Origin of the sequence: Pseudomonas sp. KK18 (assembly GCF_037094675.1) — a bacterium.
Taxonomy (GTDB): domain Bacteria; phylum Pseudomonadota; class Gammaproteobacteria; order Pseudomonadales; family Pseudomonadaceae; genus Aquipseudomonas.
Genome location: NZ_CP146605.1, coordinates 5085171 through 5104264 on the forward strand (window position 1 = coordinate 5085171; position 19094 = coordinate 5104264).

A 19094-nucleotide genomic window follows, 5' to 3' on the forward strand; every position below is an offset into this window, starting at 1 on the left:
ATGATGAATGATTTCAGCAGCCGTCTCGCGCTCTATTGGCCTGCCTTGATCGACGGTGCAACAACCACATTGTGGTTGTGCGCCATCGGCATGCTGCTGGGTTTCATTCTCGGCGTAGTAATTCATCTGATTGCCAATGGTCGCAGCCCTGCCGGCAGAGCATTCACCCGGGTGTATGTCAGTTTCTTTCGTGGCACGCCCATGCTGGCGCAGCTGCTGCTTCTGTTCTATCTCCCATCAGCCCTGGGCCTGGATGTGCCACCCATGGTGGCTGCTGCTGTAGCCCTAGCGCTGAACACGGCGGCTTATCAGTCGCAGATTCTGAGCAGCGGTTTCGCCGCAATCCCCAAGGGCCAGATGGAAGCGGCGGCCGTGTTTGCCATCGGCAAATACAACACGCTTTTTCATATCCAACTGCCACAAGTGTTGCGCCTCACCTCACCCGCGCTGATCTCCGAGTTGATCGATGTGATCAAGGTTTCAGCCGTGGTTTCGGTCATTTCCATCACTGATTTGATGCGCGTCAGCCAGCAGCTGGTTTCGCAGACTTACCGCCCGCTTGAGGTGTATCTGGTGGCGGGCTTGTTTTATCTCGTGCTGACAAGCCTGTTGAGCGTGCTCGGCAGCCTGCTGGAACGTCGCTGGAAGGAGCTCAAGTGATGCAAGAATTATTGAGTTATCTCCCGGATTTCGCCAATGCACTGCTTGTCACGCTGGGTATTAGCCTGACTGCCGCTGCCATGGGCTTACTGCTGGGATTCGGGATCAACGCCTTGCGCATGGCGGCCCCAGGATTTGTAGCGATCTATCGCGTTTACGTGTGGCTTATTCGCGGAACACCTTTTCTCGCCCAACTCGCGATTATTTATTTCGGGCTGCCAGTCATCGGTCTACGGCTGGAAGCCGTCGAGGCAAGCATCCTCTCGCTGGCCTTATACAGCGCTGCTTATTTTGCTGAGCTGTTCCGCTCTGCCTGGGCCAGTGTGCCCAACGGTCAAGTAGAAGCAGCGCGGGTGCATGGCATTTCGCGCAGCCGGGTGTTCTGGCACATACAAGCGCCGCAAGCGCTGGCATTCGCCCTCCCGCTATTGGGCAATCAGGTGATCCTGACCATCAAGGAAAGCGCCGTCACCTCGATTATTACCGTGCCAGAACTGACCATGACTGCCGGACGCATCGTATCCACCACCTTTTCCTACGTATTGCCGTATGCCCTGCTGGTGTTGAGCTACTGGCTGCTGACCTCGTCGGTCGCAGCTGTAGCCAGCGCACTGGGGCGGCGCATGACACGCCATCTACGAGGCTGAACAGATGAATACCCTTCCGCTTCTCAACTTGCGTGGCGTTGGCAAATCCTATGGCTCGCACCGTGTGCTCAGTGAGTTTGACCTGAGCGTACAAGCCGGTGAAATCGTGTCTTTGATCGGGCCTTCAGGATCAGGAAAAACCACCGCCCTGCGCTGTATGAATTTCCTTGAGCGCTATGACGAGGGAGAGATATGGATCGATGGTCAACTGCTGGGCTATAGCGGACCGGGCAGACGTGAAGCCGACCGCGACAGCGAAGCCAAGATCGATGAGGTGCGCAACCCGCTGTCCATGGTGTTCCAGCAATTCAATCTGTGGCCGCACATGACCGTGCGCGACAACGTCATGGCGCCTTTGGTACTCGGCAAGAAAATCGCCAAGGCCGAGGCGCGCAACCTGGCTGATCAGGCACTGGCACGGGTCGGCCTGAGCGCCAAGGCGGATGCGTACCCCGCTCGCCTCTCCGGCGGACAGCAGCAACGCGTCGGCATTGCCCGGGCACTGGCAGTAAAACCGCGGTTGATGCTGCTCGACGAACCGACCTCGGCGCTGGACCCGGAATTGGTCGAGGAAGTACTGCAGGTCATTCGCAGCCTTGCGAACGATGGCATGACCATGGTGATGGTGACCCATGAAATGAGCTTCGCTGCACAGATATCCAGTCAGGTAGTGTTTATGGAAGCAGGAAAAATTATTGAAACCGGTACTCCGCAGGCACTGTTTCAGGCACCAAAGACGGAACGCTTACAGCAGTTTCTCAGCCCCTGGTTTAACCGCAGCCTCACTCCACGCGTGCAGGTGACCCCATGATTGCCGATCAAGTGATGCAGGCCGTTTCATCGGAACGACTGCAGCGTTTGTTGGAGACCCTGGCAACCTTCGGGCCCGGCATCGATGGCGGAATGAACCGTCAGGCGTTGTCCGAAGAAGACTTCCTGGCCCGCGCCTGGCTGATTGAAGAAGCCCGAAAACTGGACTGCAAAGTGTGGACCGACGCCAGCGCCAACCTGTTCATACGCCGCGAAGGCCGTGAGGACTTAACGCCAGTGATGACCGGGAGCCACGTCGACACCCAACCCACAGGCGGGAAGCTTGACGGCTGTTACGGGGTGATGGCCGGGCTTGAATGTCTGTATGCGTTGGCAGAACTCAACGTCAGCACCCGTCGCCCGATCGAAGTGGTGGTCTGGACTAACGAAGAAGGCAGCCGCTTCAGTCCAGGAGCGATGGGCTCCAGCGCCTACGTAGACCCGGCGCGACTGGAGACTTATCGAAACAACCTTGACGCTGCGGGTATCTCGGTAGGAGAGGCACTGGACGCTCACGCCCTGCGCTTTGCCGAACTGCCACAGCGCGAAAAAATCGCCACACACGCCTTTGTCGAGTTGCACATTGAGCAAGGCCCGATATTGGAGCAAGCCAATGTCCCGCTGGGAGTGGTTTCGGGTATTCAGGGCGTGCGCTGGTATCAAGTGCGCTGCAAGGGTGCTTCGGCACACGCAGGAACCACGCCGACGCACATGCGGCGCGATGCGTTGTTGCTCGCCATGGAATCCCTCGGCCGCATCGACGCGCTGGCCGAACAACTTGCCGGTGACGACAAGCGCCTGACATTCGGACGCTGGAACGTCTCGCCCAATGCAATCAACACGATTGCCGGTGAAGCAACCTTCAGCATCGACTTCCGCCACGCCGATCCGGCTGTACTCGAAGCCTTCGATAATGCCCTCAGTGCCTGCCTGCCTGCCGACGCCGAACTGACCAGCCTGTTCAGCCACAGCCCGACCGCGTTCGATCATCAGGTCATCAATGTGTTGGAGAACGCCTGCGACGCCACAGGACTGACTTGGCAATCGATACGTTCTGGCGCCTTCCACGACGCCATGTATCTGGCCGGGCACTGTCCGACAGCAATGCTTTTTGTACCCAGCCGGGACGGCATAAGCCACAACCCGAAGGAATTCACAGATCCCGCGCAATTGAAAGCAGGCGCCCAGGCATTGGCCTGGAGCCTGGTTGCACTTGCAGAACAACCCTGAACCCATAGGAACTCATATGACCAATATTACCCATAGCCACGACTATCCGGCCTGCTGCCAGCCCGACAATGGCTCCTCGCTGGGCATCAACGCCACGTTGAAAGAACCGATCTCGGCCGATGGCACTCCAGTCCTGGGCGAAAGTTACACAGTGCCTGCCCGTTGTGGCCGCGCCGTCCGCCTGAAAGCTGGCCAGGTCATCAAAATCGTCAACACTCACGGCACCCAGGTATGTGACACCTGGTTGTTCAACAGCGAAGACATGAGCGAATTCCTATCGATGGAACATGCTCGCGCGCATTGCAACAGCATCATTCCCAAGACTGGCGACGCGCTGTTCAGTAACCGCCGCCGCACGATCGGTACCTTGTTGACCGACACCTCACCCGGCATTCACGACACCTTGATGGCTGCGTGTGACCTGCACCGCTACACCAACCTGGGAGTCGAGGGTTATCACGACAGCTGCGCGGATAACATGCGTCTGGCCTTGCAGGCTATTGGTCTGCGCTCCCATGAAGTTCCGCAGCCTTTCAATCTGTGGATGAACATTCCGGTCAAGCCTGATTACACTGTTGAATGGCTGCCGCCGGTATCCACAGCCGGGGACTACGTTGAAATCCGTGCAGACATGGACGTTATCGTGGTGATGTCAGCCTGCCCTCAGGACATTGTGCCTATCAATGACCTTAACCCGGTGGAAGTTACCTTCTCGGTTCACGGCTGATCTTCAGTACCCCAGTAGACGACAGGCTCCCGTAACCCTAGGATGCCTGTCGCTCACTTCGTACAAACTTTTCGAGGGATGCATGTCCACACCCAGCAAAACGCCAGTAGCCAAATCCCAGCATTCCGATGCCCTGCCGAGTTTGAGCGTTCGCCTTCGCCATGCGCGTAAGGTGGCAGGCTTAACTCTCAAGCAAGTTGCCCAGGCTGCCAACTGCTCCGAAAGCCTGATTTCCAAGCTGGAAAACGACGCCGCATCGCCTTCACTGGCCATGCTGCACCGCCTGGCACTCGCGCTAGGCAGCAACGTGTCCGAGCTGACATCCGAAGACTGGGAGTCTGAAGAGCCCGTGCTGCGCGCCGGCGGTCGACAAGTGAGTCGTTTCGCACAAGGCACCGCCAAGGGCTATATCGATCTGGAACGCATCACCCATCTGCAAAAAGGCGGGCTGCTGCAAGGCGATATTCATATCGTTTCCCCTGGCATGGTCAGCGACATGATCGAGCATGCTGGTGAAGAGATGGGTTACGTGATCGAGGGAAGCCTCGACCTGACTCTCGGCGAGACCACCTACACGCTGAATGCTGGCGACTCCTTTCACTTCCCCAGCAACGTACCCCATGGCTATCGCAACTCGACCAAGAGTGTCGTTCGCATACTTTGGATCAACACGCCCGCTACCTTCTAACAAACTGCTTTCGGTACTTGGCAACGTCCGCCTCGTCGACACCGCCGCTGACAGCAGCGCCCACCACCCCGCAACATGCGCCGCTCTGATTTGAAATGCATATCTGCAGAGAAAATCGGGAGCGCAGCCTTTTTGGCAAAGTAGTGTCAGCACGCCGCCTCGCAACGCCGTTGGCTCATACAGGTGTTGCATTTGCGGTGCTGTAGGCGATGTCAGGATCGGTGACAAATCATCCGGCCACAACGCCCTCAACGCGCCTTTAACGTCAGAACCAACAATATTCATCAAGCACCTTGAATAAATATCCTGCCACCGTCTTCTATTAGTGCAGCCTACGCCCAGACGCCTCAATCCGGCGCAATTCAGGTTGGCGAAAGACCTTGGTTTTGTGGTGCTACAGGGCAATAGATCGTGCCTCCGAATCAGGCATGAACATTGCTTTCACATTATTCAAGTAACTTGAATTAAATGTAAGCCACTATAATCAGGGGACCGTATGACCCAATCCAGCGTCACGACTCGCTTCACTTTGCTCGCTCGCATTGCAGCGATAACCACCCTCTCCTTCTCGTGTGCCTACGCGGGGACAGTGGCTGCGGATCCGTTGAAAGTTGCCATTGTGCTAGCCGGCAACATCACCGACCGTTCCTTCAACCAGTCCGGTTATGAGGGTGTAATTCAGGCACGCGACGCACTGAAGATAGATGTGGCCTACAGCGAAAAGGTCCCGCAACCAGACCAGGCTCAAGCCTTGGCAGACTACGCCCGACGCGGCTATGACGTGGTGATTGGTTATGGGGGCGAGTTTCAGGATTCAGTGGACCGGGTTGCCAAACGCAACAGCAAGACCCAGTTCCTGGTGGTAAACGGCACCAAAAGCGGCGGCAATGTCTCGACGCTGGCGTTCGATATGAAGGACATGGGTTATGTCATTGGCTACATCGGCGGCAAAACGTCGTTGAGCGGAGTGGGTGGTTTTGTCGGTGCGCAAAAAATCAAAGCGTACTCCGACCTCAACGACGGTTTCGTCGAAGGCTTCAAGGCCGCCCGACCACAGGGCCAGGTCCTGAGTGCATGGACCAACGACTGGGATGACCTGGCCAAAGGCAAAGAAGCGGCCTTGAATCTAATTGGGCAGAAAGCCGATGTGGTGTTCCCAACCATGGATAACGCTGTACTTGGCAGTCTGCAAGCAGTCCGTCAGGAGAACAAACAGGGGTTCGGAATTTACTACGATGCGTTGAGTGACTGGCCGGATAACCTGCTGCAATCAGCCGTGCTAGATATGCGCGGTGCGCTGCTGACGGTGCTTACTCAGGCGCAAAGCTCGTCGCTGGGCGGCAAGTCTTATGTGTACGGCTTTGAAACGCCCAAAGCCTTCCGCCTCGGTAGCTACGGCAAAGCAGTATCCGAGCAGACCAGGACCGATGCCGCGGCATTGATCGAGACCATCAAGCAGCGCAATGCCAGCCAGCCAGCAGTCGCGGCGGCGGTAAAACCCTGATGAGCTATTTACAACTGGAGGGAATCGGCAAGCGATTCGGCGACTTCACGGCCCTGAAGGACGTCACTCTGGGAGTAAGCAAAGGCAGTATCCATGCGCTGTTGGGTGAGAATGGTGCGGGTAAAACCACACTGATGAACATCCTCTACGGCTTTTACCAACCGGACTCCGGTGTGGTTCGCCTTGATGGTAGGGAGCTGTCAATCGACTCGCCCCGTCAGGCCCTGTCCGATGGTATTGGCATGATCCACCAGCATTTCATGCTGGTGGATAACCTGAGCGTTCTGGAGAACGTCGTCCTCGGCCTGCCGGGCGGCCTGCGGCTGAAACTCACTGATCACCGTCGCAAGCTGATAGAACTGAGCGCTCAGGTCGGCCTGAATGTCGATCCTGATCGCCTGATCTGGCAACTTCCGATAGGCATGCGTCAGCGGGTGGAAATCCTCAAGGCGCTGTATCGGGACGTGGAAGTGCTGATTCTGGATGAACCCACCAGCGTTCTGGCCCCTACCGAGATCGACGCATTTCTACAAATTCTGGATAACCTGCGCTCGATGGGCAAAACCATGTTGTTCATCACGCACAAGCTCGATGAGGTGTTTCGGGTTTGTGATCGGGTGACGGTACTGCGCCGGGGCAATGTCGTCGGACACGCTCAGGTCAGTGAAAGCACGCCACAGGAAATTTCCCGGTTGATGGTCGGCCGTGAATTGGCCCAGCCCGTTGAGCTTCCCATGGTTGTACAGGGCCCGGTTGTGCTCAAGGTACGAGCTTTGTCGGCCAATAATGATCGCGGCATTCAGGCGTTGAATTCTGTCAGCTTCGAGATTCGAGCGGGGGAAGTGCTGGGTATTGTCGGCGTTGACGGCAACGGCCAGGCGGAGCTTGCGGATACGATCGCCGGAATGCGCCATGCGCAATCCGGGGAAGTCTACATGCGCGGCCAGTCGATGCTTGGCCACGATGTCGCCAGCCGCCGTAAACGGTTCAGGGTCGGCTATGTTCCCGAAGATCGCCACAGCACCGGGCTGGTACTGGATTTCACGCTGTGGGAAAACGCCATGCTGCGCGATCACCGACGCTCACCGTTTTCGCGTTTCGCCCTGCTCAAAACAAAACGCGCGCGGGAGATCACCAAAGACTGGTGCTCCCGATACGACGTGCGCATGCACTCGGTTGACCAGCAAGTACGGTTCCTCTCAGGAGGCAACCAGCAAAAGCTGATTTTTGCCCGGGAAGTCGAATGCGACCCTGATCTGCTAATCGTCATGCAGCCGTGCAAAGGCTTGGATGTCGGTGCTATCGAAGCCGTGCAAGGGGTCGTGCGCGAACAGCGGCAAGCGGGCAAAGCGGTGCTTTACATATCGACGGAGCTGGAAGAAGTCATGGCGATTTCTGATCGTATTGGCGTGATGTGCGCAGGTCATCTGACGGGTGTACTGAATCGCGCCGACGCCACAGCGGACCTGATTGGTTCACTGATGACCAGCACGGCTTCACAAGAGGTTTTGTCATGAATGAAGTCTGGCGCTGGCTGCATCGCCTGCGAATGGTCTGGGCGGTGCTTGCAGCCTTTGCCCTGGGTTCGCTGCTCATCGTAGCGGCTGGCAAAAATCCCATGGCTGCTTATCAAGCGTTGTTTAAAGGAGCCTTTTTCGACTATCACGGCCTGGCCGATACCCTGGTCAAAATGTGCCCGATGCTGCTCGCCGGGCTTGCGGTGATCATTCCCATGCGTTGCGGGCTGCTCAATGTCGGTGCCGAGGGGCAGATCTATATCGGTGGACTGGCAGCGGCAGCCGTCGCGCTGTATCTGCCGCAGATGCCTGCGATGCTGCATGTGCTGCTGTGCCTGCTGGCAGGCATGCTGGGCGGTGGCCTGTGGGGCTCGATTCCAGGGTATCTAAGGGCAAAACGCGGCATCAATGAAGTCATCGTGACGCTGCTGATGAACTACGTGGCGATCAATATCGTCAGCTATTTCGCAGGCGGTCCAATGATGCAGGAAGGCGCGCCCTACCCTTACTCAGCAGAAATCAGCGAAGACTTATGGCTGCCTCTGCTGCTGTCGGACACTGACACTCACATCGGTGTGCTGATTGCGGCGCTCTTGAGCTTGATGACCTTTGTCGTCTTCAAATACACCACCATCGGCTTTTCAATGACGGCGGTAGGCAAAAGCCCGCAAGCCGCGCGCTACGCTGGTATGTCCGTGAACCGCAACCTGATCGGCAGCATGATCGCAGGTGGCGCCATCGCTGGCTTGGCGGGGGCGATAGAAGTACTCGGGGTCAAATACCGGTTGTATCACCTGTTCAGCCCCGGCTATGGCTACGACGGCATCGTGGTTGCCTTTATGGCCAGCCTGAATCCTTTGCTGGCGACATTTTCGGCGTTTTTCCTGGCAGGCCTGAGCACTGGCGCGCAGTACATGCAACGCGCCATCGGCCTAGATGTGACAGCGATAGAAGCATTGCGCGGGCTGATCGTGATCTTTGTCGCCGCCGGGCTGATCTGGAAATTAAACCTGCAAAAGCGGAATAACCCGTTGGCGAAAACGGCCAGCATCCCGAACCAGCAAAACACAGCGGAGGGTTTGACCGATGGACGCTAGTTATCTGGATATTCTTGCCACCGGACTGCGCCTCGCCGTCCCGCTAATTTTCGCGGCATTGGGCGGCATCTGGTGTGAACGTGCCGGGGTGTTCAACCTGGCGCTGGAGGGCAGCGTCCTGGGCGGCGCGTTCGGTGCGGCTCTAGGTGCGTTTTTCCTGCAAAGCGTGTGGGGAGGTTTGCTGGGTGGATTACTTGCGGCGGGACTGGTCGGACTGCTATTGGCAACCATGACGGTGCGCCTGGCAATCAACCAAATGGTTGCGGGTATCGCCATCAACATGCTGGTCATTGGCATGACCTCTTTCTTCGCACGCATGGCGTTCAGCGAGCAAGCTGCTTCAGCATTGTTGCCGGGCTTCACGACATTGCCTGTTCCGGGGCTGGCGTCGATCCCGGTGATCGGCGATATTCTGTTCCAGCAGAATTTACTTGTCTATCTGCTATACGGCCTGGTGCCACTTGCCTGGTGGCTTCTATTCCGCACTTCGTGGGGCCTGAACCTGCGCGCCACCGGTGAGTATCCAAGAGCCGCCGATAGCGCCGGATTGAACGTATTCCGGATTCGTTTTTTAAGCGTTGTGGGCTCTTGTGTGATCGCCGGACTGGGTGGCTGCTATTTGGTGCTGTCACAAGTCTTCATGTTTACCGAGCACATGAGCGCGGGCAAAGGCTTCATTGCCCTGGCGGCATTGATTCTAGGTCGATGGAATCCAGTGGGCGCACTAGCTGCCTGTCTGTTGTTCGGCCTGGCCGATGCACTGCAACTGCGTTTGCAATTTGGTCATCCGGATGTGCCCTATCAGCTGTTCGTGGTGCTGCCTTATGTCGCATCCATTGCCGCACTGGTGATCTTCGCCGGAAAGATCAGGCCTCCGGCCGCCGCAGGTGAATACTTCAAGCGCGGTGGCAAATAGCATTTCGCCTCGACTTTCAGTTTTTAACAGGTACCGACATGAGCAAACCTGCAAGCATGATCAACAACCCTATTCCGTGGCCTGGCGGCGCGCGATGCGCCGTGGCGATCACCTTCGACATGGACGCCGACAGCTTCCTGCACCTGCATCGCCCCGCAGACAGCCATAAGCGGGTCAGCACCATTTCAACCCTGCAATACGGACCGAAAGTCGGCGTACCGCGAATCCTGCAATCCTACCGGGACCTGGGTCTGAAACAGACATTCTTCGTTCCTGCCTGGTGCATTGAGCAATATCCGGCCGCGGTCGAAGCGATGGTCAAGGACGGTCATGAAATCGGACACCATGGCTACATCCATGAGCACGTCAACGAAATCAGCGAAGAGGAAGAGCTGTTCTGGCTGCGTAAATCTATCGATATCATCGAACGCCACACAGGCCAGAAACCCCGAGGTTTCCGCGCCCCGCTATACAACTTCTCGCCCGCTACCACAGACCTGTTGATTGCCGAAGGCTTCAAGTACGACGCCTCGTTGATGGGCGACGATATCCCGTACATCCTGCAAGGCAAAACCGGCCAACTGGTAGAGCTACCGACCCATTGGGCGATGGATGACTGGCCGCCGTACGTGCACATGAGCGACATCGACTACAGCATGCCGATCCGTTCGCCTCAGGAAGCCATCTCCGTTTACAAGGCCGAGTTTGATGCGATGTGGGAGCACGGAGGGCTTCTGGTTGCAGTCTGGCATCCGTTCGTAAGCGGCCGCCTCGCCCGCTGGCATGAGGCGGTGCGCTTCATTGAATACATGCAGGCCAAAGGTGGAGTGTGGTTCGCCACGCTGGAAGAAATCGCCGCGCATGTAAGTCAAGTACATGACCAAGGGTCGGCAAATCTGCGGGTGGAGCGTATGCCGCCGTACGACGGCCCCGTCAAGTTTGACAAATATTAGCCAAAACGCTGATTAGCGGTCGCCATCAGGCGACTGCCTGACCACCACAGGCAATTCCTTAAACCTATAAAAATACACAGTCAACTCACTTACCCACATGTCCATTTCGGCGACGAGTCGTTAACTACAACTGACAGAATTCGCAATTGACTAAAATGCCCGCGCGTCGAATTCACAGCAGCGCACTTCAACGTCGAGTATTAGAGGGTTACCTAGACAAAGCTGCTATTACGCCCAGCGATTTAACAAGTGGCCATTACGGAGCACCACCCCAATCACATTTTCTGGTACGGACGCCATGGCAGATGGGTAACAAAATGGACGCTCCATGCCCAAAATAAAAAAGCAAAAAGGCCGTTACGCATAGGCCCGACATGCAGGGTAAGATCAAGAGCCAAAACCTGCTAACAATCCCAGAACCAGATGATGCCGAATGTCGGCAGATTGCTGCAGAACGCGTCACTTATACCTTGAGGAGCGCTATCGATGGCGAAACTCCACGCGTCCCTCCACCCTGTCGCAGGGCGTTCGGTTGATGAACATCGGCCATTGAAAACCGTTGGTTTTTTGGTCATACCAAATTTCACCACTATCGGCTTCGCTTCCGCTGTGGAAACCTTGCGCATAGCCAATATGGCGGCGCGTCAAACGATGTTCCGCACGGTTATCATCGCTGCCAACATGGAGCCGGTCATGGCCAGCAACGGCATGCGCCTGCTGCCCGACTACACCATCACCGATGCACCAAAGCTGGATATGCTGTTCGTTGTCGGATCAAACCCTATCGTCTCTAATCACAGCAGCCTACCGCTACTCAACTGGCTCCGTAAGCTGGCGCATGATCAAGTGCCCCTAGGCGGGATTTGCACTGGAAGCCACTTATTGGCGCGCGCAAACTTACTTAAGGGTTATCGCTGCACTATTCACTGGGAAGACATCGAAGCTTTGAAGGAGCGTTTCCCGGGCATCATTATTTCCAATCAGTTGTTTGAGCTTGATCGCGATCGCTACACGTGCTCAGGCGGCGTGGCCTCTATGGACATGACACTGCAGTTGATAGCGCGCGAACCCGGTGGTCGCGAAATTGCAGCCCATGCAGCCGAGTTGCTACTGTGTGATCGGGTCCGGGGCGCGCAGGAACAGCAGCGTGTGCCATTACGACAGAAACTGGGCACCTCTCAACCTAAGCTCAGCCAGATGGTGGCAATCATGGAGGCCAATCTTGAGGAGCCGTTGGGCCTTGAGGAGCTCGCGCGATTGAACGAAGTGTCGGTACGGCACCTAGAGCGGTTGTTTCACAAGCACCTACAACGCACGCCGAGTCAGTATTACCTGGAACTGCGCCTGTCGCGAGCGAGACAATTGCTACTGCGCAGCGAGTCGCAAGTTCGTGATATCGCCCTCGCTTGCGGCTTTATCTCCCCTGCGCACTTCTCCAAATGCTACAGCCGTTTCTTCGGGATATCACCCCTCGGCGAACGCAAGCAAGTGGCTGCGATGCATTAATTTATAGGGCGTATCCTCATCGCAATGGCGACCGCGAGGACTCCACTGAACAGGCTATGCCCCCTATATATTGGGTTGTGACGTTCGGGTCAGTCTTGCAAAGCTTTATGCGCAGTCTCGCGGCTCGCCAGCATGGCAATTAACGCTACAGCGGCGGCCGCCAGCAGATACCAGGCTGGTGCCATTTTATTACCGGTCAGCTGAATCAGCCAAGTCGCAATAAATGGCGCCGTACCGCCGAACACCGCATTGGCGATATTGAAGCTGAAGGCAAAACCACTGAAGCGCACGCGGGTCGGGAATATCTCGGCGAGGAAGCACGGCAAGGTGCCGTCGTTCATCGCCAGGATCGCGCCGAAGGCTATCTGGATCATCAGGATGACGATCAGCGGCTGGTTGTTCAACATGCCGAACAGCGGCCATGTAAGCGCCAGAAACAGCACCGATGCGGTCAGCAACATGGCCTTGCGTCCGAACAGATCCGACAGCTTGCCCATCAGGAAAATCAGCCCGATGTAGGTCGCCAACGACACAGTCGACGCCATGAACGAATCGCTCTCGCTCATGCCCATCTCGGTAGACAGGTAGGTCGGCATATAACTGAGCAACAGGTAGAACGCTACCGCATTCAAGCATGTCACACCGATGCCGATAATCACGCTACGCCGGTGTAAGGTCAAAAGTTCGCGAACCGGAGCGTGGGTCGCGCATTCCTTGGCCTCGAGGCGTTTTTCCATCTCTAGAAATTTGGGTGTGTCTTGCAAACTCATACGGATGTAACGCCCGACTAGACCGAACGGCGCCGCCAGCAGGAAGGGCAAACGCCAGCCCCAACTGTGCAGATCCTCAACGCTCATCCACGAATGCAAACCGGCCACGAACACTGCGCCGAACAACAAGCCGGCAGCAGTACTCGCCGGCACGATGCTGGTATACAAACCGCGTTTACCCTCAGGGGCATACTCGGCCAGAAAGGCTGATGCCCCAGCGTACTCTCCGGAAGCGGAAAAGCCCTGAAACAAGCGGATTAGTAACAACAGAGCGGGTGCCCACAGACCAATATGGTTGTAAGTCGGCAGGATACCGATGCAGAAGGTCGAGATTGACATGATCAGAATCGACCAGGACAACGCGCTGCGCCGCCCGTACTTGTCTCCGAAGTGACCCCAGACTAGCCCTCCCAGCGGGCGAACGAAAAACGACAGCGCAAACACCGCGAAGGTTGCCAGCAGCCCGGTCGCCTTGTCGGTCTGCGGAAAAAACGTCAGTGCAATCACGGTTGCCAAATAGCCGTAGGCCGCGTAGTCGAACCATTCGACGAAGTTGCCCATGAAGCTGGCACTGGCCGCGCGCCGCAGTGCCTTGCGCTCGGAAATCCGTTCAAGCTGCTGTTCCAGGATCGGCGTCAGACTTGCGTTTTGGGTGCTCATTGCGCACCTCCGGGGGTAGAGGTGCTGTTATCGGAATGAAGAGGCAACGCTGTATCGCTACCAGAAGCGGTATGGAAATTGAACTGCTTCGAGCCCGTGGCCGGAATCGTGACGTAGTACATGACAAATACCCTCTATTGTTTTACTTGGCAGGGTTAAGGGTCAGTAAATGATGCGCGATATTATCGTGCACGCGTTGGTTTTTCCGGTTTAACTCAGCCGCCGGGACGGTATTTCCTATACTTTTACTATTAACAAAAGAAAACGCCGCACAGGTTCACTGTGCGGCGCCTAATCTCACTTCTTGATGATGTTATGTTCCGGGCCATACGGGAATTTGGTGATGTTTTCCCCGCCCTGCTCGTTGACGATCAATATGTCATGTTCGCGGTAACCGCCCGCGCCCGGAAGGCCTTCAGGCAGCATGATCATCGGTTCAATGGAAACCACCATCCCCGGCTCCAGTACCGTGTCAATGTCTTCGCGCAGTTCCAACCCAGCTTCGCGGCCGTAGTAATGGCTCAGTGTACCGAAGGAGTGGCCGTAGCCGAAGGTGCGGTATTGCAGCAGATCGTGCTCAAGGAAAATCTCGTTGAGTTGCAGAGCGATATCGCAGCAGCGCATGCCCGGCTTGATTAGTTTCAGGCCGGCCTCGTGCACTTTAACGTTCACTTCCCACAAACGGAGATGCTCGTCGGAGCAATGGTCCAGGAACATTGTGCGTTCCAGCGCAGTGTAATAACCAGCGATCATCGGGAAGCAATTGAGGCTCAGGATGTCGCCCTTGTTAACCTTGCGCGAGGTCACCGGGTTATGAGCACCGTCGGTGTTGATGCCAGACTGGAACCAGGTCCAAGTGTCCATCAGTTCGGAGTCCGGGAAGGTGCGGGCAATTTCGCGCACCATCGCCTGGGTAGCGTGCAAGGCGACTTCATACTCCGGCACCTGATCACGCAAGGCTTCCACGACTGCTGCGCCACCGATGTCTGCCACGCGGGCACCATGACGGATGATTTCATGCTCTTCGGCGGATTTGATCATGCGCATACGCATGCAAGGTGCACCGATATCCACCAGTTCGGCCTGCGGGTAACGACTGGCAAGTTTGTCGCGATTGAGCAGGTTCAGATGGTCAAATTCGATGCCAATGCGTCCAGCTTTCGGCAAAGCTTGCTGAATCGCGACGAAATAATTATCGCGCTGCCAGTCTGTGTAAATGATGTTCTCAGTGCCCACGGTGCGGCGCCAAGGCTGACCGCCATCGATGTTGGCGCTGATGGTAACGGCACTGTCTTGGGTAACGACCAGCGCGTACGGGCGACCGAAAGAGCAAAACAGGAAATCGCTGTAGTAGTTGATGTTGTGATAGGACGTGAATACTGCCGCATCAATATTGTTTTGCGCTAGATACGCTCGCAATTTGGCCTGTCGATTGGCGTACTCCTGAACCGAAAACGTCGATTTTACTTTTTCGCCGTTCTTGATCTGGATCGTTTTAGGCATTTGCATGTCATTTATCCTTGTCGTTGATTGAGCGACATAAGACGCCACTCTGGCTGGCCGCTGAACATCATTCGAACAGATGCGAACTAGGATTTTTTGTGCGAATCCGACCTGTAATTGGCCAGACCCGCTATTTTCGAAGGCGAACTCAGGCCTAATCAAAAAAAGTGCTCCACAGCGCGACGTTTTGGATGGCATACGTCCATCAACACTCAGCACGTCGCGCGTGAGGCTGCGACGGACAGGTTGTGCGGGCTATTCGACGCCAGGGGACGCCAGTCAAATCTCAGGCAACTACGTCATCATCTCGATACGTCGAGCTAGCTTGGAAAAGGCAAAATGTCTGGAGGTCGGTAATTGAACGTCGCCGATTTGTGACGTCAGCTTGGCTGATTTCGCGTGCGCCTTGATTAGTGAATTGCAACATCATCAGCCGCACTGACGCCAGATATAGATAGCACTACTTCCAGCAGACAGGCCTATCGGAGTTATGCGCGCCCAGCTGCCCACCATCATGACTTTGCCTTGTGGAGTAACATCAGACTACAGATTATTACGTAGGCGCCTGGAGCGGACAGGATCAAACATTAGCAGGCCGCCTGACCGCTAGCCTGTAGGGGTCTGCCAAGTGCAGCGTATTTGCGCTGTTATCGGTGATCAGAGCGAAAAAGCGCTTGAGTTCCGAGTAGCCCAACACATCTCAGATGTGCAGACCGGCTTCCAGAATGGGCGATGGATGCGATTCATTAGCGGATATCATGATATTAACGATAACATCCTTGCCGAGGCAGATCTTCATGCTAGCCCGATCAATCTCAGGATAAGGGTATGGCCACGGCGGTAGAGAGATTACCGAAACAAGCTTGGCGATGGATAATTTCGGTCTAGAAGTAAATAACATTGATATGCGAACGGTTGAGCACTTTCGAATCGGCCACACAAAACACCCAGGGCTCTGTCTCTTAAATCTACATCGATAAGCCACTTCATAACGGTTATCTGGAATTAAGTTCGGACCTGAGGGATCGTACCACTTGCGCCTAGTTTAACTGCCAGATTCTTTTCAACTTCTAACATCATGTATCCCCCATACTCTTGTGCTAGAAATTCGCACATGAGCCCTTGAACAGCTTGGCGGCCAATACATGTTAGGCGTCCACGGTCGACACAGAATGGCGCGGTGACAAACTTGATGTCTTTGTAAATACCGAGGTGCTGGGAGTATCCTATTTCAGGAAGGCTGCAACGAAAACCATTTAGCGCGCCACTCATTGCCAACAACCAGCCCGCACCGCCGAAGGCCCCCAGATCAACAGGCTCGGTGCTCCAATGGTCCAGCCGCTGCCTGATATCATCGTAATCCGTATCGGAATGTATATTCTCGGCGGTACACAGGATCAACACATTAAATAACTGCGCATGGTCCAGCCGAGTAGTTTCAGTAGCTATGCCGCTGCTTGCGTTAAGCGTGCCCCCTTCTAAACTGAGAATTTGCCATTCACAAAGCTGAAAGCCTGCTACATGATTAGCGGATCGTAGTGGCTGTATAGCATTCGCTAATGAATATAGGTCAAACCCCTCAGTGAGCAAGAACCCAACTTTCACAATATCCAAGTCACCTCCAGGAAATCTAGGCACTTTTCTGCATCCTCGGAACCATGCTCAAACGCGACACCGCACAATATAACATTTAGCAACTAATATTTCTGGAAAGAGATCAGACGATAGCTTGATCACAAAGTAAGACCATTGATGTAAATGCAATTCAATTTACACTGCCACCATTCTGCCGCTCATTCCATGACGTAAGGAACTGAAGTAAGCGAGGGCTGGTAGGAGCCCCAAATATCTGGCTAGGAGGTCCCTGTTCCTCTACGCGACCATCAGCGAGAAAGACGACTTTATCCGATACCTTTGCCGCGAATCCCATCTCATGCGTCACGATGACTAATGTCATACCTTCACTCGCCACGTCCTTAATGACATTGAGCACCTCTCCTACTAATTCGGGGTCTAAAGCTGAGGTAGGCTCGTCAAAGAGCATAATGCTGGGTTCCATCGCCAACGCTCTGGCTATTGCCACCCGTTGCTGTTGACCTCCGGAGAGTTGACTCGGGTAGCTTGAAGCCTTATGAGCGAGACCGACCTTTTCAAGCTGGGCCTCCGCCATCGCATATGCCGCAAGTTTCGGCATTTTTTTTACAAGCCTCAAGGGGGTGGCAATATTATCAAGAACACGCATATGTGGCCATAGATTGAACTGTTGAAAAACCATGCACACCTTGCGAAGCGAACTCTGGATTATGTTTTCGGGCAATTGGTACAAACCTCCAGTAACAGAGCTTCCGTAACCAATAAGGCGGTTATTTACCAGTACCTCACCACCGTCATATTCTTCAAGAAAATTTATACATCTCAGCAACGTTGATTTACCAGATCCAGAACCTCCGATGATGCTAACCACCTCGCCTTTCGCGACGGTGAGTGAAATGCCTTTGAGCACTTCATGTTGACCATAGCTTTTTTGCAAATCACGAATTTCTATAGCGTATGAATTGGACATGCATAACCTCAGCGCTGCAGATAATTTTTAAAATGCCGCTCAGCTCTGGAACCAATGCCAGCTAGTACAATGGCAATAGCCCAATACGTCAACGCCAATATCGTATATGGCTCCAGCATGGAGTAGCTCTGAACAGCAATTGTCATCGCCACGTTAGTTAACTCAGCGACTGTTATAATCGACAAAACAGACGACTCCTTTAGTAGAATTATCGTCTGCCCGACGACTGCTGGTACGCACCGAGCCATCATCTGCGGCCACAGCACAACGCGAAATACCTGGGTACCTGTCAGTCCCAGATCTCTTGCAGCTTCGAGTTGACCTTGTGGAATTGACTCACGTCCGGCACGAAATATCTCTGCAAAATAGGCTGCACCATACAACCCTAGACCTATCAATCCTACGGTTTCTGCAGTCCATTCAATACCTATGTATGGTCCCCCATAGAAAACCAAAAATAATTGTAGAAGAAGCGGCGTACCCCGAAAAACATTTAAATACAGCTGGTATAAAAAGGCAAATGGCTTGTTATCAGGCTTGTATAAACTCTGTAACACCAAGCCCAAAACCATCCCCAGCGCAATTCCCCCGATACTCATTTTCAGCGTAACGCAAATCCCAGCTAGGATTGAGCCACCGTACTCGTCAAACAGACCAATGCCGATCAAAGGCACCTCCTACGCAATTTTTAGCCTAGCTTCCAGCCAGTTACCCACCCGTCCAGTCGCCATTGTTAGAGCCAAGTAAAGCAGCCCGGTCACGATAAAGAATTCGATGGGGCGGTAGGTAGTTGAGGCAAGGGTTTGAGCTGTCCTCATAAGCTCATGTACAGCGACAGCAGAAATCAATGAGGAATTTTTAATGATATCGATAGTTTCGTTTACAAGAGCAGGCAACATGGCCTTCAACACTTGAGGTGTTTTAATATAAATCAATGCTTGCCAGCGCGACAGACCAAGATCTCTGGCCGCCTCAGTTTGACCGTATGGCAGAAGCTGGAAACCGGAGCGCAATATTTCACCTTGGAAGGCTCCACTGTTCAAAGTTAATGCGACAATCGCGGCCGCCAGTGGAGGTAAACTTATTCCGATAGAAGGTAGTGCATAAAACACTAGAACAAGCTGTACCAACAAAGGCGTGCCTCGAAAGAAGCTTACATAAACAGCGCAAAACATCCGGAGCCACCTACGCTCACTCATCAGACCAAGACAAACAGCCCAGCCCATCACCAGCCCTAACGCAATAGCGGTCAAAGATACCCATAGTGTGGTAAATAGGCCTGCCAAAAGCTGTGGCAAATAGTGGGCTGTAGCTGTTAAATCAAACATACCTAATTTTCCCGA

Annotated in this window: 18 protein-coding genes; 12 read left to right on the forward strand and 6 right to left on the reverse strand. The window is 54.7% G+C overall.

The annotated features are described in order from the left end of the window. The 12 genes from V6607_RS22725 (at position 1) to V6607_RS22780 (ending at position 12255) form a co-directional block, all read left to right on the forward strand. Entirely contained in the window at positions 1–660 is a 660-nt protein-coding gene (locus tag V6607_RS22725) for an amino acid ABC transporter permease (protein ID WP_131672230.1), read from the forward strand. Then, complete coding sequence (locus tag V6607_RS22730; protein WP_042558394.1) at positions 660–1307, forward strand: amino acid ABC transporter permease; 648 nt, start codon at positions 660–662, stop codon at positions 1305–1307. Before V6607_RS22725 ends, V6607_RS22730 begins: the two co-directional genes overlap by 1 nt. Positions 1308–1311: 4 nt before the next feature. After that, the gene (locus tag V6607_RS22735) at positions 1312–2118 is read left to right on the forward strand and encodes an amino acid ABC transporter ATP-binding protein (protein WP_042558393.1); all 807 of its coding nucleotides are present in this window, start codon (positions 1312–1314) and stop codon (positions 2116–2118) included. Next, positions 2115–3347: a M20 family metallo-hydrolase gene (locus V6607_RS22740; RefSeq protein WP_042558392.1), complete on the forward strand. Its 1233-nt coding sequence runs from the start codon at positions 2115–2117 to the stop codon at positions 3345–3347. Before V6607_RS22735 ends, V6607_RS22740 begins: the two co-directional genes overlap by 4 nt. A gap of 16 nt (positions 3348–3363) precedes the next feature. After that, complete coding sequence (locus V6607_RS22745) at positions 3364–4074, forward strand: urea carboxylase-associated family protein (RefSeq protein WP_042558391.1); 711 nt, start codon at positions 3364–3366, stop codon at positions 4072–4074. Between the two features lie 82 nt (positions 4075–4156). Beyond that, positions 4157–4762 (forward strand): cupin domain-containing protein, encoded by a 606-nt coding sequence (locus V6607_RS22750; protein ID WP_042558390.1) that lies wholly within the window; start codon positions 4157–4159, stop codon positions 4760–4762. 496 nt (positions 4763–5258) lie between these two features. After that, positions 5259–6266, forward strand: a complete 1008-nt coding sequence (locus tag V6607_RS22755) for a BMP family protein (RefSeq protein ID WP_162184574.1) — start codon at positions 5259–5261, stop codon at positions 6264–6266. Continuing rightward, positions 6266–7783, forward strand: coding sequence for an ABC transporter ATP-binding protein (locus tag V6607_RS22760; protein WP_042558389.1), 1518 nt, complete (start codon positions 6266–6268; stop codon positions 7781–7783). Before V6607_RS22755 ends, V6607_RS22760 begins: the two co-directional genes overlap by 1 nt. Beyond that, positions 7780–8880 carry an ABC transporter permease gene (locus tag V6607_RS22765; RefSeq protein WP_042558388.1) on the forward strand — a complete coding sequence of 367 codons (1101 nt, stop codon included), beginning with the start codon at positions 7780–7782 and terminating at the stop codon, positions 8878–8880. Before V6607_RS22760 ends, V6607_RS22765 begins: the two co-directional genes overlap by 4 nt. Then, positions 8870–9796: an ABC transporter permease gene (locus tag V6607_RS22770; protein ID WP_042558387.1), complete on the forward strand. Its 927-nt coding sequence runs from the start codon at positions 8870–8872 to the stop codon at positions 9794–9796. Before V6607_RS22765 ends, V6607_RS22770 begins: the two co-directional genes overlap by 11 nt. A gap of 38 nt (positions 9797–9834) precedes the next feature. Next, positions 9835–10749: a polysaccharide deacetylase gene (locus V6607_RS22775; protein ID WP_223816864.1), complete on the forward strand. Its 915-nt coding sequence runs from the start codon at positions 9835–9837 to the stop codon at positions 10747–10749. A gap of 486 nt (positions 10750–11235) precedes the next feature. Then, positions 11236–12255, forward strand: coding sequence for a GlxA family transcriptional regulator (locus tag V6607_RS22780; RefSeq protein ID WP_169864294.1), 1020 nt, complete (start codon positions 11236–11238; stop codon positions 12253–12255). An 89-nt stretch (positions 12256–12344) separates the two neighbouring features. Here V6607_RS22780 and V6607_RS22785 read toward each other — a convergent pair whose 3' ends face one another. The 6 genes from V6607_RS22785 to V6607_RS22810 form a co-directional block, all read right to left on the reverse strand. Continuing rightward, positions 12345–13685 (reverse strand): MFS transporter, encoded by a 1341-nt coding sequence (locus V6607_RS22785; RefSeq protein WP_042558386.1) that lies wholly within the window; start codon positions 13683–13685, stop codon positions 12345–12347. A 297-nt stretch (positions 13686–13982) separates the two neighbouring features. Further along, positions 13983–15194: a M24 family metallopeptidase gene (locus tag V6607_RS22790; RefSeq protein WP_042558385.1), complete on the reverse strand. Its 1212-nt coding sequence runs from the start codon at positions 15192–15194 to the stop codon at positions 13983–13985. 999 nt (positions 15195–16193) lie between these two features. Beyond that, positions 16194–16802, reverse strand: coding sequence for a hypothetical protein (locus V6607_RS22795; protein ID WP_052491505.1), 609 nt, complete (start codon positions 16800–16802; stop codon positions 16194–16196). 151 nt (positions 16803–16953) lie between these two features. Next, positions 16954–17751, reverse strand: coding sequence for an amino acid ABC transporter ATP-binding protein (locus V6607_RS22800; RefSeq protein WP_042558384.1), 798 nt, complete (start codon positions 17749–17751; stop codon positions 16954–16956). An 8-nt stretch (positions 17752–17759) separates the two neighbouring features. After that, positions 17760–18419: an amino acid ABC transporter permease gene (locus tag V6607_RS22805; protein WP_042558383.1), complete on the reverse strand. Its 660-nt coding sequence runs from the start codon at positions 18417–18419 to the stop codon at positions 17760–17762. A 9-nt stretch (positions 18420–18428) separates the two neighbouring features. Continuing rightward, positions 18429–19079 (reverse strand): amino acid ABC transporter permease, encoded by a 651-nt coding sequence (locus tag V6607_RS22810; RefSeq protein ID WP_042558382.1) that lies wholly within the window; start codon positions 19077–19079, stop codon positions 18429–18431. Between the last annotated feature and the right edge of the window lie 15 nt (positions 19080–19094).

What these genes read in the sequence shown, in the direction of transcription:
- V6607_RS22770 (WP_042558387.1), top strand. Translation starts at nt 8,870, where the DNA reads ATGGACGCTAGTTATCTGGATATTCTTGCCACCGGACTGCGCCTCGCC.
- V6607_RS22735 (WP_042558393.1), top strand. Translation starts at nt 1,312, where the DNA reads ATGAATACCCTTCCGCTTCTCAACTTGCGTGGCGTTGGCAAATCCTAT.
- V6607_RS22800 (WP_042558384.1), bottom strand. Translation starts at nt 17,751, where the DNA reads ATGTCCAATTCATACGCTATAGAAATTCGTGATTTGCAAAAAAGCTAT.
- V6607_RS22810 (WP_042558382.1), bottom strand. Translation starts at nt 19,079, where the DNA reads ATGTTTGATTTAACAGCTACAGCCCACTATTTGCCACAGCTTTTGGCA.
- V6607_RS22760 (WP_042558389.1), top strand. Translation starts at nt 6,266, where the DNA reads ATGAGCTATTTACAACTGGAGGGAATCGGCAAGCGATTCGGCGACTTC.
- V6607_RS22790 (WP_042558385.1), bottom strand. Translation starts at nt 15,194, where the DNA reads ATGCAAATGCCTAAAACGATCCAGATCAAGAACGGCGAAAAAGTAAAA.
- V6607_RS22745 (WP_042558391.1), top strand. Translation starts at nt 3,364, where the DNA reads ATGACCAATATTACCCATAGCCACGACTATCCGGCCTGCTGCCAGCCC.
- V6607_RS22725 (WP_131672230.1), top strand. Translation starts at nt 1, where the DNA reads ATGATGAATGATTTCAGCAGCCGTCTCGCGCTCTATTGGCCTGCCTTG.
- V6607_RS22740 (WP_042558392.1), top strand. Translation starts at nt 2,115, where the DNA reads ATGATTGCCGATCAAGTGATGCAGGCCGTTTCATCGGAACGACTGCAG.
- V6607_RS22750 (WP_042558390.1), top strand. Translation starts at nt 4,157, where the DNA reads ATGTCCACACCCAGCAAAACGCCAGTAGCCAAATCCCAGCATTCCGAT.
- V6607_RS22785 (WP_042558386.1), bottom strand. Translation starts at nt 13,685, where the DNA reads ATGAGCACCCAAAACGCAAGTCTGACGCCGATCCTGGAACAGCAGCTT.
- V6607_RS22775 (WP_223816864.1), top strand. Translation starts at nt 9,835, where the DNA reads ATGAGCAAACCTGCAAGCATGATCAACAACCCTATTCCGTGGCCTGGC.
- V6607_RS22755 (WP_162184574.1), top strand. Translation starts at nt 5,259, where the DNA reads ATGACCCAATCCAGCGTCACGACTCGCTTCACTTTGCTCGCTCGCATT.
- V6607_RS22765 (WP_042558388.1), top strand. Translation starts at nt 7,780, where the DNA reads ATGAATGAAGTCTGGCGCTGGCTGCATCGCCTGCGAATGGTCTGGGCG.
- V6607_RS22730 (WP_042558394.1), top strand. Translation starts at nt 660, where the DNA reads ATGCAAGAATTATTGAGTTATCTCCCGGATTTCGCCAATGCACTGCTT.
- V6607_RS22780 (WP_169864294.1), top strand. Translation starts at nt 11,236, where the DNA reads ATGGCGAAACTCCACGCGTCCCTCCACCCTGTCGCAGGGCGTTCGGTT.